This window comes from Pseudomonas sp. PDM25, assembly GCF_019219045.1.
GTDB lineage: Bacteria > Pseudomonadota > Gammaproteobacteria > Pseudomonadales > Pseudomonadaceae > Aquipseudomonas.
The window spans coordinates 169,108-184,063 of sequence record NZ_JAHUWL010000006.1; the positions used below are offsets into that span (position 1 = coordinate 169,108).

The window sequence follows — 14,956 nt, forward strand, 5'->3', positions numbered from 1 at the left end:
GATAAAAGGATGGTGACGTTGTCTCTCACTCTGAGTGATGACTCGCCTGAAAAAACCTCAACAATGTTCGATCGACTAGGGTGCTGAACGTCACAACGTTCAGCACCCTCTGACTCGCTCACTTCCTCTCGCGGTTCACCACTTCCTGTTTGAGAGGAAGCGTTGGGTTGCCCTCGCTATCCGCAGTTGTCGAAGCGGATCCGGGCTTATTGTCAGCCCTGTCATTTCAGGATTTATTTCCACCAATACTCGACCTGAACACCTACGTTGGAACCTTGCAGGTCTGTACCAAACGCACCGGTATCAGACAGCGCCGATCCCGGAGATTGCAAGCTGGCGGCGCGTTGCGCAGCCTTGTTCCAGGTAGCGTAGGTGTAATACAGACGAAATTCCGGCCTGTCCCAGAATCCGGGGCCCTTCGGTGACCAGGTAGGCGCGATGGTGTACTTAGTGAGTTTTCGGGTACCGTCTGCAGCTTCAACCTGGTCGCGCCCAACTTCGGTGATCAACTTGAACTGGTCCGTGAACGCATAAATTGGCCGAACACCAATGGATAACCAGTTCTGATCATCACCATCAGGGCGCGTGTCTTTTTGATAGACCAATTCAACTTGACCACTAAAAGCATGGGTCATTTGCCAGTCGAAAAACTCCACGAGCCGCCAGCTCTTGTTGCTCTCATCCAACGTGGTATCACCGGTGTAGCCCAATGCGGTGCCCGGCCCTCGGCCGTATTGAACAGCGAACTTGTTGACTCCGCCAAGAAACGCGACCTGCTTGTGCTGGGCAACCACCGACCAGCCCTGATGAGCATTCTCGCGGCTCGGCTTGTCCAGATAACTGACGCCCAGTTGAACCTCACCACCGGGATTTGTGTTGAATCCGCTGACGGTCACATCATGACGGGTAACAAAATCCTTTTGGAAGACGTTGTCCTTGCGTGAGAGCACATAGCTGTATTTCAGATCGCCCAATGCGACCTGGTCGAACCCAAAGCCTGTTGAGCTTTGGTTCCAGTAGAAGTAGTCGGAAATATTGATGTCGTTTCGGTTGTAGTAACGACGGCCCGCCCAGAAAGAACCGCCATTCAATGCCGGCATCTTGCTCCACTCAGCGTAGAGCTGGCTCATCCGCGTATAGCCGTGCTCCCCGTCAAATTTTGGTTCATGGCCATATTCGTTATAAAACTGTGCCATGCCTTCCACGCTGACCACCGAGCCGTCGTCCAGTGAAAGCAGATCCTGGCGCAAATCCAGCTCCAGATATTGCTCACATTCGTTGCCAAGACGGTATTTGGATTGCGCGCCCGGTAGCTGAAAACACGACTGTTTCCCTCCTTGAGTCGAATCTCCAACTCCGGTTCTGAAATAACCACTGAAGTCTGTTGAATACGCGTCAACGGGCAAAAAGCCGACAGCAAAGGACGCACCCAGAACTACGCTGAGAGTTTTAACGTTCATTCATAACACCTTTTGTTTGTTATATTTATTGGATAAGGCCAACGCGAACAGCACGCTTTTAATCAAAGTACGGGGTTAACTCCCACGCACCTGTTTCAGAAAGGGAAATACCAAGTTAAATCGAATAGAAAAGGCACCGCTGAACCAATGAGAAAAATCCAGGCATTGCCGGTGCAAAGTGACCAGACGAGCTAACGATAAGGCATTACCCGTCCAATCTTATGAGGCTCTACCCCCGATGGCGTCCTCGGAAGAAATCTATAAGACCCTGCGTAGATGAATCATCAGCCGGTTGCGCGTCATAGCGAGTCAGGAGGTTATGGACGTTGTTACTTAGCTCCTTGCCCAGTTCCACGCCCCATTGATCAAACGAATTGATTCCCCAAATTACACCTTGGACAAAGACCTTGTGTTCATATAGGGCGATCAGCGCACCAAGGCTATGTGGATTGATGATCTCAAGAGCAACTGTATTGCTTGGCCGGTTACCGGGGATCACTTTATGCGGTGCCAGTCGTTCAATCTCACTGGATGAAAGGCCTTTGGCTTTTAGCTCTGCCTCAGCTTCACTGCGGGTTTTGCCCCACATCAGCGCTTGGCTTTGAGACAAGCAATTGGCATACAGCCATTCCTGATGATCAGCCACTGGATTGTGGCTGACCACAGGCACAATGAAGTCAGCTGGAATCAGAGGCGTTCCCTGATGCAGCAACTGGTGGTAAGCGTGCTGTCCGTTACACCCCACGCCGCCCCAGATTACCGGGCCCGTGGTGCAAGACACTGACGTGCCGTCATGACGAACACTTTTGCCATTTGACTCCATGTCCATCTGCTGCAGATGCTTAACGAAGTTGCGCAGGTAATGGTCATAGGGCAAGAAAGCATAGCTTTGCGCACCCCAAAAATTGTGATACCAAACGCCGAGTACCGCTAAAAGAACAGGAAGGTTCTGTTCCAATGGTTCGTTCAGGAAATGCTGATCCATAGCGTATGCGCCGGATAGCAGTTCCTTGAAGTTAGCGATACCAATGGCCAGCGCAATCGGCAGGCCAATTGCAGACCATAGTGAGTAACGGCCACCGACCCAGTCCCACATAGGAAATATGTTTACTTCACGGATGCCGAAATCCAGCGCTGCCTGGCGATTACTGGTCACAGCAATGAAATGGCGATATAGCTTCTCTTCCGTCCCGCCCTTAGCCAAGTACCAGCTACGAGAAGCTTGTGCATTCTTCAAGGTTTCAAGAGTACCGAAGGTTTTACTGGAGATGATGAACAGCGTTGTTTCTACGTTCAGTTCGGCTGTAACCTCTCGGAACTCACTGCCGTCGATATTAGCTAGATAATGGCACCGCACCCCATGCCGAGCAAAAGGCGCCAGCGCCTCAGAGACAAGCTCCGGGCCCAGAAATGAGCCACCAATACCAATGTTTACGACATCGGTGATGACCTTGTCGTTGTAACCACGCCACAGATGGTTATGGATACGACTCACAACGTCAGTCATCTGCGCCAAGGCTCCATGCACATCGCGCATCAAGTTGCGACCATCGACCATCAAAGCGTCTCCCACTGGTCGCCGCAGCGCCGTATGCAGCACTGGACGCCCCTCGGAGCAATTGATTTTCTCTCCACTGAACATGGCACGCGCGGCCTGTTCCACGCCTGCCTCGCGAGCAAGGTTTACAAGCAATGAACGCGTTTCGTGAGTGATCAGGTTTTTGGAGTAATCCAAAAACAGCCCGCAGCCCGCCAAGGAAAAGTCTTGAAAGCGTTTACTGTTATCTCGAAAGGCATCGCGCATACTAAAATTTTTCATGCTCTCTCGATGATCGAGCAGATTGCGCCATGCCGGCAGTGCAGTCACATCATTCGTTTTGTTGTAGTTATTCATGCTCAGCCCTTCTTCGCCAATACGGCTTGTGCCGTCTCAATCAACTCTTTTCTTGCCATTCAAATGCGGGCGTTTTGTAACTCTACAAACGCAGAAGCGCCATCACAGGAATAAGCCCTGCATTGTGCAGTTACGACCCATTATCGGATTTAGTTCCGCGAGGCCAGCGTTCTCCATCGCGATTAAAATAAATGTTTATCTCTATAACGAAATCATTGAAACCTGACGAAAACAAAACCGAACGCGGGACACTCAAGCAGAAAACACTGCAAACATGCATATCCGTGCACGACAAATGGAAACCAGGTACTAGTCATTTAGTTTCAAAGTCATTCAGGCGGCGAGACGTGGACTAGCATCAACTAATTCACGTCTGCACCGCTAAATCCTCAGGACGAAACCCTGAGTACCGTCATTTGGGAGCGCCGCAAGAATCTCGCTGGATTAAAGAGGGTTTCAATCTAATAGTCTGACGTCTACCCTCAGGTTGCTTGATACGCTTCAATAAAAGCTTCACAGCCTGGGCCCCGAGCTCCTCGAGAGGTTGCGCTACAACTGTCAGTCTTGGGCTAAAAGCATCCGCCCAGTCGAAATCGTCAAAGCCAACCAGCGCGATATCCTTTGGCACCTCAAGCCCCGCTTCACGAAGAGCCTGCATTGCACCAATGGTCATCAAGTTGTTTGCAGTCATTATTGCGGTGGGCGGGTGCTCTAGCGATAGCAAATGGCGAGTGGCTTCCATTGCCGGCGCAATCGCCGATTCACCACAGCAAACCAATTGATCTTCGTACTCAATTCCAGCGTCAGCTAAAGCCGCACGGTAGCCGTCAATTCGCTCATGAGAAGAAGACTGGGTCAATCGTCCGGATACCATCCCGATACGCCGATGACCAAGCTTAATCAAATGTGCAATCAACTCTTGAGAGGAGTGCTTATTCTCTACCCCCACCTGATCAAAAGACGTCGAGAGAAGTCGATCAATGAGAACCGTGGGTATCTTGTTGGCTTTTAAGTAATTAAATACTCGATTTTCCGGATCATATTCCGAAGCGAGTACAATCCCGTCAACACGTCGCTCATGCAGTGCCTTGACCGCTTTGAGTTCCTGTTCCGGATCTCTTTGCGTATTGACCAGTATCATCATCAAACCGCTTTTCGCGCATGCCGCTTCGATGGCACGTACTGTTTCACTGAAGTAATAGTTTGAAAGCGTAGCAATCGCCACGCCGATAGCACCTGAACCCGAAGAGGAGCGAGCCAGAGACCGAGCGAGTGAGTTTCGAATATAGCCTACGGACTCTACCGCCTGATTCACACTACGGACGGTGTCAGGATGTACTTTACGAGTACCGTTGAGTACATGAGATACCGTAGACATTGATACGTTCGCGGCTCTCGCGACGTCGCTCATCTTTGCGCCCACTGTGTATCACTCCTTTCTCACGTGATTTGATGGATAGCGCTGAACTCATGTCCAGTTGCTACCTATTGTAAAGCTCACGGCGAGAAAATGCGTCGATGGCTCTCGGAATTGATGCCGGGGCGAGCCCGCAATTTCGTGAAAGACCCAGCGAGATGCACAGCGCATCTGAAATCTGTAAATCGAGATGGTGGAATCCGCTATGCAGCATAGCCGGGCACTCCTTTTTATTATCGTAGCGATCATCCTGCGAACCAATTGATGGACGCAGCAGCGCTTGTTGAAAAAAGCATAGCCGAGACGAAAGCGCTTGCGCAAGCGCTTTCCTAACATCCTATTCACCTCCTCTTTGATCGGGGCTTCCCTAGGGGATGGACATGGAAGTGCTTTTTGGAGAATTCCTCGAACGAAAAGGAAAGCGCTTGCGCAAGCGCTTTCCTTTCGACTATGTTGCTCGAACAAGAACACCGATGAGAGGTTTCAACTGCTTCTCAAATCGGTAGATAAGGAGTTAACAGCTATGCTGAGCACTGGATCTGAAAGCCCCCCTCCTGCCCTATTGGAAATGCATTCCATCTCGAAGTCATTCAATGGGGTGCGCGTCCTGCATGACATTGACCTCAGTATTTTCCCAGGACAAATCCACGCGCTAATGGGCGAAAACGGCGCCGGAAAATCCACTCTGATGAAAATACTATCGGGGGCCTATGTCGCCGACAGTGGCACTATTCGAATCGACGGATGTGAGATTCGAAACTATGGCGTGAACGATGCGAAGCGCCATGGCATATCCGTCATCTATCAAGAGCTCAGCTTGTGCGTGAATATGAGCGTGGTGGAGAACATCTACCTGGGTAGAGAGATCCGACGATGTGGCGTTATAAACCGCAAGGCAATGACCGAAGGTGCGCTCGTAGTACTAAAGCGACTTGGCGTTACATTTGATCCGCACGCACTGGTCGGTACTTTGTCGATTGCGGACCAACAACTTGTTGAAATCGCGCGTGCAATTCATGCCGATACGCGAATCCTGGTGATGGACGAGCCTACAACGCCGCTATCCACAAAAGAGACCGAAAGTCTTTTTACATTGATTCGCCAGCTACGTGATGATGGCGTCGCGATCATCTATATCAGCCATCGTATGGCCGAGATATACGCATTGTCCGATTGTGTTTCGGTGCTCCGGGACGGTCATTACGTTGGTTCGCTGGATCGCGTCACGCTGTCAGCTGAAACCCTGGTCCGGATGATGGTTGGCCGCGATGTTTCCGGCTTCTACGCCCATGAGCGTCCTTTGTGCTCTTACGAGCAACCGATACTACGTGTTCGCAATCTTACAGATGACTTCAAAATTCAGGATTGCAGTTTCGATCTGTATGCCGGCGAAATTCTCGGGATTGCAGGACTGGTGGGTTCTGGAAGAACCGAACTTGCCCGATTAATCGCAGGCGTCGACGCGTACTCAGGCGGAAAGATTGAAATGGACGGCGAAGTTGTAGTCATACGCTCTCCTCGCGATGCAGGTAACGCAGGCATCGTCTATCTGACAGAAGACCGCAAAGCACTGGGCCTTTTTCTCGACATGAGTGTCCACGACAATATCAATGTATGTGTTGTGGGAAGTGATGCTCGATATGCGGGGTTCGTGGACCGAGCCGCCGGAACTGGACGTACCGAACAAGCAATCCAGGCACTCAATATCAAAGCGTCCTCCGATATCAATGTTGGAGCGCTGTCCGGAGGCAACCAGCAAAAAGTTTTGCTGGCTCGTCTGCTGGAGATGAAGCCCAGAGTATTGTTCCTCGACGAGCCTACATCGGGTGTCGACATTGGGGCTAAATCAGAAATATATAAAATCATCAATGCATTAGCAGCATCCGGCGTTTGCGTAGTGATAATTTCAAGTGAACTACCAGAAATCGTTGGAATTGCCGACCGTGTATTGGTCATGTGTGAAGGTAAACTTGTCACCGAACTCGGTGGCCACAGCGGTCTTGATATCACACCTGAAGCCATTATCGCGTCTGCCACAGGCAGCGACAGGTTGACTCTAGCCAACGGAGACTTAGTCCAATGACTTCCCCACTGCAAAACAAAGTAGCAAGTGACTTCACCACGCCTGGTGTACGAAGCATCGCCGGAGTTTCCACCCAGGATAAAATGCGCCAACTGATGAGAGTGGCGGGCATGCTGCCCGTACTCTTACTCCTTTGCGTGGGCTTTGGCCTGATGAGCGAGAGCTTTTTCTCGGTTCAGAATTTCTCGATCATCAGTCAGCAAGCCTCTATCAATGTGGTATTGGCGTCAGGTCTAACTTTCGTGATTTTGACAGGTGGAATCGACCTTTCGGTTGGTTCGATTCTGGCTGTTTCCGCAGTAGTGTCGCTATTGGTATCGCAAGTTCCGGGGTTTGCTCCCCTGGCCATCGCTGCGGGGCTTGGAGTCGGACTGTTACTAGGGCTCGTCAATGGTGTATTGGTCGCGTTTGGAAAGCTACCGGCGTTTATCGTCACGCTAGGCGGATTGACTGCGATGCGTGGAATCGCACGCCTTATCGGCGAAGACAAAACGGTTTTCAATCCCGACCTGTCCTTTGCTTACATTGGAAACGATACGTTGTTCGGGGTGCCATGGCTGGTTGTAATCGCGGTAGTCGTGGTTACTCTTTCGTGGGTTATTCTTCGACGTACGGTGTTAGGCGTACAGATTTACGCAGTGGGCGGTAATCCTGAGGCCGCACGGTTGTCGGGAATCAAAGTCTGGAAAGTCCTGTTATTTACTTATGCTCTGTCCGGTTTATTGGCGGGCGTGGGGGCCATCATGACTTCCGCTCGACTGATGGCTGCTAATGGACTGCAAATGGGACAGTCTTATGAACTCGACGCTATCGCCGCCGTTATTCTGGGAGGCACGCGCTTTACAGGAGGCGTCGGCACTATCGTCGGCACGCTAATTGGCGCCCTGATTATCGCTACTCTTTCCAATGGCCTGATATTGCTGGGAGTCTCGGATATCTGGCAATACATTATCAAAGGTGTTGTCATCATCGGAGCGGTAGCCCTCGATCGCTTTCGGCAGTCAGGTGCACGAACCTGAATCATATATACCCCCCACACTCCAATAACAAGAGACAGTACTCATGAAAAAAATAATATTTACCGCTGTTTGTACACTACTGGCATTTAGCAGCGCTCAAGCGCGAGAGTTGAAATCCGTCGGGATAACTGTTGGCTCGCTGGGTAATCCTTACTTTGTAGCGATGGTAGATGGCGCCAAAGCCGAGGCACTGCATATCAATCCCGCCGCAAAATTTATCTCAGTGTCGGCAGATTACGATTTGAATAAGCAGTTCACTCAAATCGATAACTTTATTTCTTCGGGCGTAGACTTGATTCTTGTCAACGCCGTCGACCCTGTCGCAATCGCGCCTGCGATTGCGAAAGCAAGGAAGGCAGGCATAGTGGTTGTGGGCGTAGATGTCATGGTGCAAGGTGCCAACGCTACGGTACAGACCGATAACGTCGAAGCCGGCAGGATTGTATGTCAGTACATCGCTGAGAAACTGGGTGGCAAGGGTAACGTTATTATCCAGAATGGTACGCAAACGTCAGCAGTCTTGGACCGAGTCAATGGCTGTAAGAGTGTTTTCGCGCAGGCGCCCGATATCAAAGTACTGTCTGATAATCAGGATGCCAAAGGCTCGCGCGAAGGTGGCTACAGCGTGATGCAAGGCGACTTGACTCGCTTTGCAAAAGTCGACGCGGTGTTCGCGATCAATGACCCCCAGGCCATAGGTGCAGACCTGGCAGCAAAACAACTCAAGCGCAAAGGCATCATTATCGCATCGGTGGATGGAGCTCCCGATATAGAGACTGCGCTCAAAAGCGATACACAGATCCAGGCATCCGCCTCCCAATCCCCTTGGGGCCAGGCACAACAGGCCGTAACGATGGGTTATGACCTGTTGAATGGCAAATCTTTGGAAAGCACAACGGTACTGCTTCAACCCTCACTGGTAACACGAGCCAACGTCATGGAGTACAAAGGCTGGCAAGCTGACCACTGACCACTGAGCGATTGAGTCAAATGACATAGGGGTCCCACCTCTGTCATGCGGGAAATGGCTGCTGCGAGGTGCTCGCAGCGGCCGAACGGCATGAAAATCCCTAGAGGGGCGAACCTACGGGAAACCTGAGCGACGGCTGCTGAGGAGAGATTTGGCATGTTTACCAAAACAAACACAATAGTAAGCACAGAGCTACTCAACTACGTTAAGGCTCTGTCTGGTAATCGAATTGTCGTTGCGCTAGCGGGGCCGCCTGGGGCCGGTAAGTCCACCGTTTCTCAGGCCTTGGTAGAGGCTCTTAATAGCGTTATGCCGGGGAGCGCAGTTGTCGTTCCCGGGGATGGCTTTCATTACGATGACGCGGTTCTTGGATCCTTGAACCTTTTGGATCGTAAGGGCTCACCTGATACGTTCGATGTGGGTGGCTTCAGGAGTCTGCTGCTGCGGCTTCGTGCGAACAACGAACCAGTGATTGCCGTTCCGGTATTCGATCGAATCCTGGAGATATCCCGTGCTGCAGGACAGTTGATTCCCTCTGACGTGAAATATCTCATCGTGGAAGGAAACTACCTTCTATTAGACCTCGCCCCATGGTCGTCCTTAAGAGACTGTTTTGACGCCACCATAATGCTGCAGGCTGACCGCAGAACCCTGGAAGCGCGCCTGCTTGATCGATGGCGATCATTGGGTTTCGATGAGGCTACTTCCTATGAAAAAGTTCATCGCAACGACCTTCCGAATGCCGACATTGTGATTTCGGCCAGCAATATCGCTGACTTCACGATCACAAATTAAGATCCCACTCCCTCTCTTTTGAGAAAGAATCACGCGTTAACCAACAGCTTTGCTTGGCTAGCTTTTTAACGCTAACAGGCCTACGAACGCTATCAACAACTTGTAGCGAACCTTTAAAGAGCGAATGACTATGTATCTGGTATGTGGTGAAGCGCTGTTCGACTTCTTCAGTGAAAACGACGTCAACGCTCAAGCTTCAAAAGTGAACTACAAAGCGATTGCCGGTGGTTCGCCGTTCAACGTCGCCGTCGGCTTGCGCCGCCTGGGCATCGACGTCGCGCTGTTCGCCGGGCTGTCCAGCGACTACCTCGGCCGGCGTTTACAGCAAGTGCTGCAGGAGGAAGGCGTGCGCCCGGACTACCTGCAGGACTTCGATGCACCGACCACTCTGGCGATGGTCGCCGTCGGTGCCGACGGCTCGCCGCATTACAGCTTCCGAGGCGAAGGCTGTGCCGATCGCCAGCTGTTGCCGGGGCATTTACCTGAGTTAGGCGCTGAGGTGCGTGGGTTGCATATCGGCTCGTTCTCGCTGGTGGTGCAGCCGATTGCCGACACCCTGCTGGCCCTGGTCCGCCGGGAAAGCGGCAAACGCCTGATCAGCCTCGACCCCAACGTGCGACTGAACCCGGAACCGAATATCGAACTGTGGCGCGAGCGCATCAACACTCTGGTCGAGCATGCCGACCTGATCAAGGTCAGCGACGAGGACCTGAACCTGCTCTACCCCGAGCGTGATCCGCAGAGCGTGATCCATGGCTGGCTGGAACACCGCTGCCAGCTGGTATTCCTCACCCGTGGTGGCCAGGGAGCAACGGTATTCAGCCGCCGCCATGGCAGTTGGTCGGCGCCGGCCTGCGCGGTGGTGATGGCTGATACCGTGGGCGCCGGCGACACCTTCCAAGCGGCGTTGATCGCCTGGCTGACCGAACAGCAGCTGGATTCGGTGGAGGGTTTGCAGCGCTTGAGTCGCGAACAGATCGACGCGATGCTCACCTTCGCCGTCAGCGCCGCCGCCCTGACCTGCGGCAAGACCGGGCCGGACTTGCCTTATCGGCATCAGTTGGATTGATATCTGGTCGGGGTCTGCATCGCGGGCATTGCAGTTTTCGCGAGCAAGTGGGGTCCCCCCACCACCGCTTGACTTGGGCTGTGGCGAAGACTGGCTGTTGCGGGCGCTGGCTGAACGGACTATCAAGGTGATCGGCGTAGATGGCGACGCGACCTAGGCGAGACAGCGCGAGGACAACCCCGGTCTCGTATGGATGGAGGTGATTTGTCGAATGCAAGGTCAGGTAGGCGGTGGGCGATACCTCTTTGAGGTTGCGCAATGTTTCGGGAAAACCCTGGGCGCAGGCAACTCGTTCATATGGAAAAAGGGATTGTGTGGGGGGGGAGGCTTGGGAAGCGCTACCACATCAAGGTCCGACGCGGAAGCCGATCGTTGATAACAGATCGCCAAGGCATAAAAAACCACTACCTCATGTATGCGTGGTACATGAGGCAGTGGTAAAAGCGCAGTAGTTAGCTCAAGTTATTTCAGCAATTGATTGTTCAAACCAGTGTTATCAATTGCTCTATCAATCTCATTTAAGAATGTGCGCCACGACTGTATCCAGACGACCCCGAAAAATTCTCCTCAACACTTCCAGTGCCATCCAAGTACCCATGCTTACGCAAATCAGGCATTAACAACGAAGCAATGAACGTCACGCACACCAATGCAGCTACGTAATAGAAGAAGTAACTTTCAATTCCCATCGACTTGAGCATCAATGCCACATACTCCGCGGTACCACCACACAATGCATTGCCGATTGCATAAGGCAGGCCAACGCCCAGTGCCCTGACCGAGGCCGGATAAAGATCCGCTTTAAGTACGCCAGTCACGGGCGTGTAGAAGGCAGCGACAAGGAGCCCTGACATAACAAGTGCAAAGGCCGCATACGGGCTCGAAACAGTCTTTAACGTGGTTAAAATCGGCACAACCAACAATGTTGCCAAACCACCAAATATCATCATGCTTTTTTTCACGCCAATACGGTCTGCCAGCATGCCGAAAAATGGCTGGCAAATCATGAAGCACACCAAGGCAGACGTCATGATGAAACTGACCGTCCCCGCATCCATCCCCACTGACAGCACCAAGTATTTCTGCATATACGATGTGAACGTATAGTAGTACAGCGAACATCCTATGGTGATAGCCACTGTTAAAATGACGGCCCGCTTATGCTTTAACAACGCTCGAATAGACCCGGCCTCCTTACTCTTCATTTCTTTTACTGAAGCCGTTTCGGTCATGGATCGACGTAGAAATACGACCACAATGGCGCTAATCGCTCCGATGAGAAATGGAATTCTCCAACCCCAGGCTTTCAAATCTTCCGGAAGCAATACGTGCTGAAGAACAGCAACCGTCAGCAGCGCAAGCAGCTGACCTGCAATGATTGTGGTGTATTGGAATGAACCGAAAAATGATCGGCGCCCGGCAGTCGACATTTCACTGATGTAAGTGGCGCCTGTTCCGTATTCCGCGCCCACTGAAAGGCCCTGCATCAACCTGGCTATAACCAACAGGATGGGGGCCGCGACACCAATCGATTCATACGTTGGCATGATCGCGATCATCAAAGACCCACCGCACATCATGAAAATCGAAATGATCATTGATATTTTTCGACCACGCGTATCGGCAATATAACCAAATATCCAACCGCCAAGTGGGCGCATGAAAAAGCCCACGGCAAAAATCCCCGCCGTTGCTAACAGTTGACTGTTTTGATCTCCTGCCGGAAAAAACAGCGAAGCAAAATAGATAGACGTATAGGCATAGATAAAAAAATCATACCATTCAACCAAATTGCCAGAGCAAGCTCCGAGTATCGCTCGAACCCGTGTTTTATTTGTGAGGGGAGGACATTTGACAGCACTTTTATCAGCATTACTTATTATTATCATTTCAATCTCCACGAGCGGAAATAATCTGTTGACGCACTTACGCGCCAAACCACCAGCCCAACAACAGTCAGTGCGAAGACAAAAGCCACTCGCACAGACTGCCTGCTTGATCATCTAATCAATTAACAAAACCATTTAGGATAAAGTCTATTTCAACTGAAACGGCAAACACCTTGATGTGACTTCATCTCGTATTTCTCACCGTAATGCAGACTCAAAAACTGGCGCGCGCCTGCATCGAAACTGCGCCGTCAGGCAAGCTGACCCATAACAGCAAGTCGCCACCTTCATGGACGGCATTTAATGTCAGCGTCGCACCCAGCAAGGCAGGACGAACACCTCGATAATTAAATAGTTTTACGGGTTTCCCCGCGATACGTTCGGCATAGCCTGCCAGCAGAGTCGCGTTCAGCGGACCATGTATTACTTGACTCGCGTAATGTTCAACTTCTCGGCAGTAATCAGCGTCATAGTGAATACGATGACCATTGAAAGTCAGTGCTGAATAGCGAAACAACGTGGTTGAGGTAGGCAGCCATTCATAAGAATGAGTGGCTTGCGGCATCGCGGCGAAAGGTTTGTTTGAGTCGACTGGAGTTGCCTCTTTGTAGACGATGTCGTGATGTTCAGAAATGGCAACTTCGCCGGCATGCAAAATCTCATGCAATACGGTGACAAACACCAGCTCGCCACTACGACCTTGTTTGTGCTCGATCGAAACAATACTGGAGCGTTTCTCTACGCTTCCATCCAGCGGCAACGCTTTCTTGAATTCAAGCTGTCCACCGGCCCACATACGATTCGGCAGCGGCACGGGAGGCAAGAAGCCACCTCGCGCCGGGTGACCGTCACGCCCCAACTCTTCCGGTGCCAGCCCGTCAAGAAAATACAACCAGTGCCACAAGGGCGGCAATGGATGACCCGAGACCAAATCGCTTTGCGGAATGCCCAGCGTTGCAGCCATCAAACGCGCATGGCGTGAAGACAGGACATCGTGGTCGACATGGGTCTTGCCGATCCATTGGCGCAGGTGTTGAAGATCAATAGTGCTCATGCAGGGACCTCCTCTTGTGTGTTCTGTGTTGCTGTCGCCTGGAACTCTTCGCGCAAGCGCTCACTGTGTTCGCCCAGGAGCGGAGCTTTTTCGAATCGTTGTTCGTCCCAAGGAGCGCGTACCGGAGGAGCAATCATCTCGACGTCACCGGTCTCGACTGCCATCGGCCATTTACGAAGGCCCGGATGTTCTGCCATCTCGGCGACGGAGCGCACCTGACCAAACGCGGTATTGGCCTGACCCAGTTTGTGAATCGCCTGTTCGGCGCTCAGGCTGGCGAAGGACGCACTGATTAGCGCATCCAGAGCGTCTCGGTTACGGACGCGTTCTGTGTTGGACGCAAAACGAGGATCAGTAGAGGCGCCAGTGCCTTCAAGGAACAGGTTAGAAAACTGCTGCCATTCGCGTTCGTTCTGGATGCTGATCACGATGTCTCGCTGATCGCCAGTGGTATAAACGCCGTATGGAGCAATTGAGGGGTGGCGCAGACCCTGGCGTGTGGGAGCGCCATTGCCATAAATCTCGTGCAGGTAGGGAATTGTCATCCAGTCCGCAGCACCATCGAACAACGAAACGGAAATCCCGGAGCCCTGCCCGGTTCGTTCTCGTAACTGCAACGCCGAAAGCACGCCAATCGCAGCATTCAAACCTGCCCCGATATCGCATATCGACACGCCGATGCGGCCATAGCCCTCAGGTGAACCGCTGATGCCGGCCAGACCGCTTTCGCATTGGACCAACAGGTCATACGCTTTCAAACCACTGGCGGGCCCCTCTGTACCGTAACCACTGATGTCGCAAGTGATCAATTGTGGATTCAGTGCACGCAGCTCCGCACTGTCAAACCCCGCGCGAGTAAGGGCTCCGGGCGCCAGGTTTTGCACGAATACATCAGCGCTGGCGATGATCCGTTTCAATAGCATCGCGTCGTCGGCATTCTTGAAATCCAGTACGAGCGATTCCTTGCCTCGGTTGGTCCACAAAAAATACGAAGAATGTCCTTTGGCGGCATCGTCATATCCGCGTGCAAAGTCCCCTTCTGCTCGCTCTACCTTAATGACCCTTGCGCCCATTTCCGCCAAACGACAGGTACACAAAGGCGCCGCCAACGCCTGTTCGATGGAAACGACGGTAATGCCTTTTAAAGGTTTTGTAGTGGACATCAGGTACTCCCATTGACAGTTTGCGTGCACAAGTATGGGCAAATCACGGTCAGGGGAGCAGCGAGCTTTTACGAAGACAACGTTTGTAAAATACAAACGCTGTGAGACTTGCGAAAGGTTAAATTAGACCAAACCCTCACGGT

At 52.0% G+C, this 14,956-nt stretch carries 11 protein-coding genes; 5 read left to right on the forward strand and 6 right to left on the reverse strand.

The window, feature by feature from the left end; translation table 11 throughout:
* Positions 1-233 precede the first annotated feature (233 nt).
* The 3 genes from KW848_RS13100 to KW848_RS13110 form a co-directional block, all read right to left on the reverse strand.
* Positions 234-1,460 (reverse strand): carbohydrate porin, encoded by a 1,227-nt coding sequence (locus tag KW848_RS13100; RefSeq protein ID WP_218537078.1) that lies wholly within the window; start codon positions 1,458-1,460, stop codon positions 234-236.
* A gap of 229 nt (positions 1,461-1,689) precedes the next feature.
* Complete coding sequence (gene pgi, locus KW848_RS13105) at positions 1,690-3,354, reverse strand: glucose-6-phosphate isomerase (RefSeq protein WP_218537079.1); 1,665 nt, start codon at positions 3,352-3,354, stop codon at positions 1,690-1,692.
* 412 nt (positions 3,355-3,766) lie between these two features.
* A complete protein-coding gene (locus tag KW848_RS13110) occupies positions 3,767-4,777 on the reverse strand; it encodes a LacI family DNA-binding transcriptional regulator (RefSeq protein WP_008006387.1) in 1,011 nt (336 codons plus the stop codon).
* 517 nt (positions 4,778-5,294) lie between these two features.
* Between KW848_RS13110 and KW848_RS13115 the strand changes: the two genes are divergently transcribed.
* The 5 genes from KW848_RS13115 (at position 5,295) to KW848_RS13135 (ending at position 10,707) form a co-directional block, all read left to right on the forward strand.
* On the forward strand, positions 5,295-6,854 hold the full coding sequence (locus KW848_RS13115; RefSeq protein WP_218537080.1) for a sugar ABC transporter ATP-binding protein: 1,560 nt from the start codon (positions 5,295-5,297) through the stop codon (positions 6,852-6,854).
* Positions 6,851-7,873, forward strand: a complete 1,023-nt coding sequence (locus tag KW848_RS13120; protein WP_111449654.1) for a ribose ABC transporter permease — start codon at positions 6,851-6,853, stop codon at positions 7,871-7,873. Before KW848_RS13115 ends, KW848_RS13120 begins: the two co-directional genes overlap by 4 nt.
* Positions 7,874-7,916: 43 nt before the next feature.
* The gene (locus KW848_RS13125) at positions 7,917-8,843 is read left to right on the forward strand and encodes an ABC transporter substrate-binding protein (RefSeq protein WP_218537081.1); all 927 of its coding nucleotides are present in this window, start codon (positions 7,917-7,919) and stop codon (positions 8,841-8,843) included.
* Between the two features lie 156 nt (positions 8,844-8,999).
* Positions 9,000-9,638: a nucleoside triphosphate hydrolase gene (locus tag KW848_RS13130; protein WP_008145810.1), complete on the forward strand. Its 639-nt coding sequence runs from the start codon at positions 9,000-9,002 to the stop codon at positions 9,636-9,638.
* Positions 9,639-9,768: 130 nt separating this feature from the next.
* A complete protein-coding gene (locus tag KW848_RS13135; RefSeq protein WP_218537082.1) occupies positions 9,769-10,707 on the forward strand; it encodes a carbohydrate kinase in 939 nt (312 codons plus the stop codon).
* A 518-nt stretch (positions 10,708-11,225) separates the two neighbouring features.
* On the opposite strand, the gene KW848_RS13140 is transcribed toward KW848_RS13135, so the two are convergent.
* From KW848_RS13140 to KW848_RS13150, 3 genes are all read right to left on the reverse strand, one after another.
* The gene (locus KW848_RS13140; protein ID WP_218537083.1) at positions 11,226-12,596 is read right to left on the reverse strand and encodes an MFS family transporter; all 1,371 of its coding nucleotides are present in this window, start codon (positions 12,594-12,596) and stop codon (positions 11,226-11,228) included.
* Between the two features lie 214 nt (positions 12,597-12,810).
* Entirely contained in the window at positions 12,811-13,650 is an 840-nt protein-coding gene (locus KW848_RS13145; protein WP_218537084.1) for a MaoC family dehydratase N-terminal domain-containing protein, read from the reverse strand.
* Entirely contained in the window at positions 13,647-14,813 is a 1,167-nt protein-coding gene (locus KW848_RS13150; RefSeq protein ID WP_218537085.1) for a CaiB/BaiF CoA-transferase family protein, read from the reverse strand. The genes KW848_RS13145 and KW848_RS13150 overlap by 4 nt, the downstream gene beginning before the upstream one ends.
* Positions 14,814-14,956 lie beyond the last annotated feature (143 nt).

Excerpts from the sequence above, each read along its gene's own strand:
- KW848_RS13130 (WP_008145810.1), top strand. The coding sequence starts at position 9,000 with ATGTTTACCAAAACAAACACAATAGTAAGCACAGAGCTACTCAACTAC.
- pgi (WP_218537079.1), bottom strand. The coding sequence starts at position 3,354 with ATGAATAACTACAACAAAACGAATGATGTGACTGCACTGCCGGCATGG.
- KW848_RS13125 (WP_218537081.1), top strand. The coding sequence starts at position 7,917 with ATGAAAAAAATAATATTTACCGCTGTTTGTACACTACTGGCATTTAGC.
- KW848_RS13150 (WP_218537085.1), bottom strand. The coding sequence starts at position 14,813 with ATGTCCACTACAAAACCTTTAAAAGGCATTACCGTCGTTTCCATCGAA.
- KW848_RS13115 (WP_218537080.1), top strand. The coding sequence starts at position 5,295 with ATGCTGAGCACTGGATCTGAAAGCCCCCCTCCTGCCCTATTGGAAATG.
- KW848_RS13145 (WP_218537084.1), bottom strand. The coding sequence starts at position 13,650 with ATGAGCACTATTGATCTTCAACACCTGCGCCAATGGATCGGCAAGACC.
- KW848_RS13100 (WP_218537078.1), bottom strand. The coding sequence starts at position 1,460 with ATGAACGTTAAAACTCTCAGCGTAGTTCTGGGTGCGTCCTTTGCTGTC.
- KW848_RS13120 (WP_111449654.1), top strand. The coding sequence starts at position 6,851 with ATGACTTCCCCACTGCAAAACAAAGTAGCAAGTGACTTCACCACGCCT.
- KW848_RS13140 (WP_218537083.1), bottom strand. The coding sequence starts at position 12,596 with ATGATAATAATAAGTAATGCTGATAAAAGTGCTGTCAAATGTCCTCCC.
- KW848_RS13135 (WP_218537082.1), top strand. The coding sequence starts at position 9,769 with ATGTATCTGGTATGTGGTGAAGCGCTGTTCGACTTCTTCAGTGAAAAC.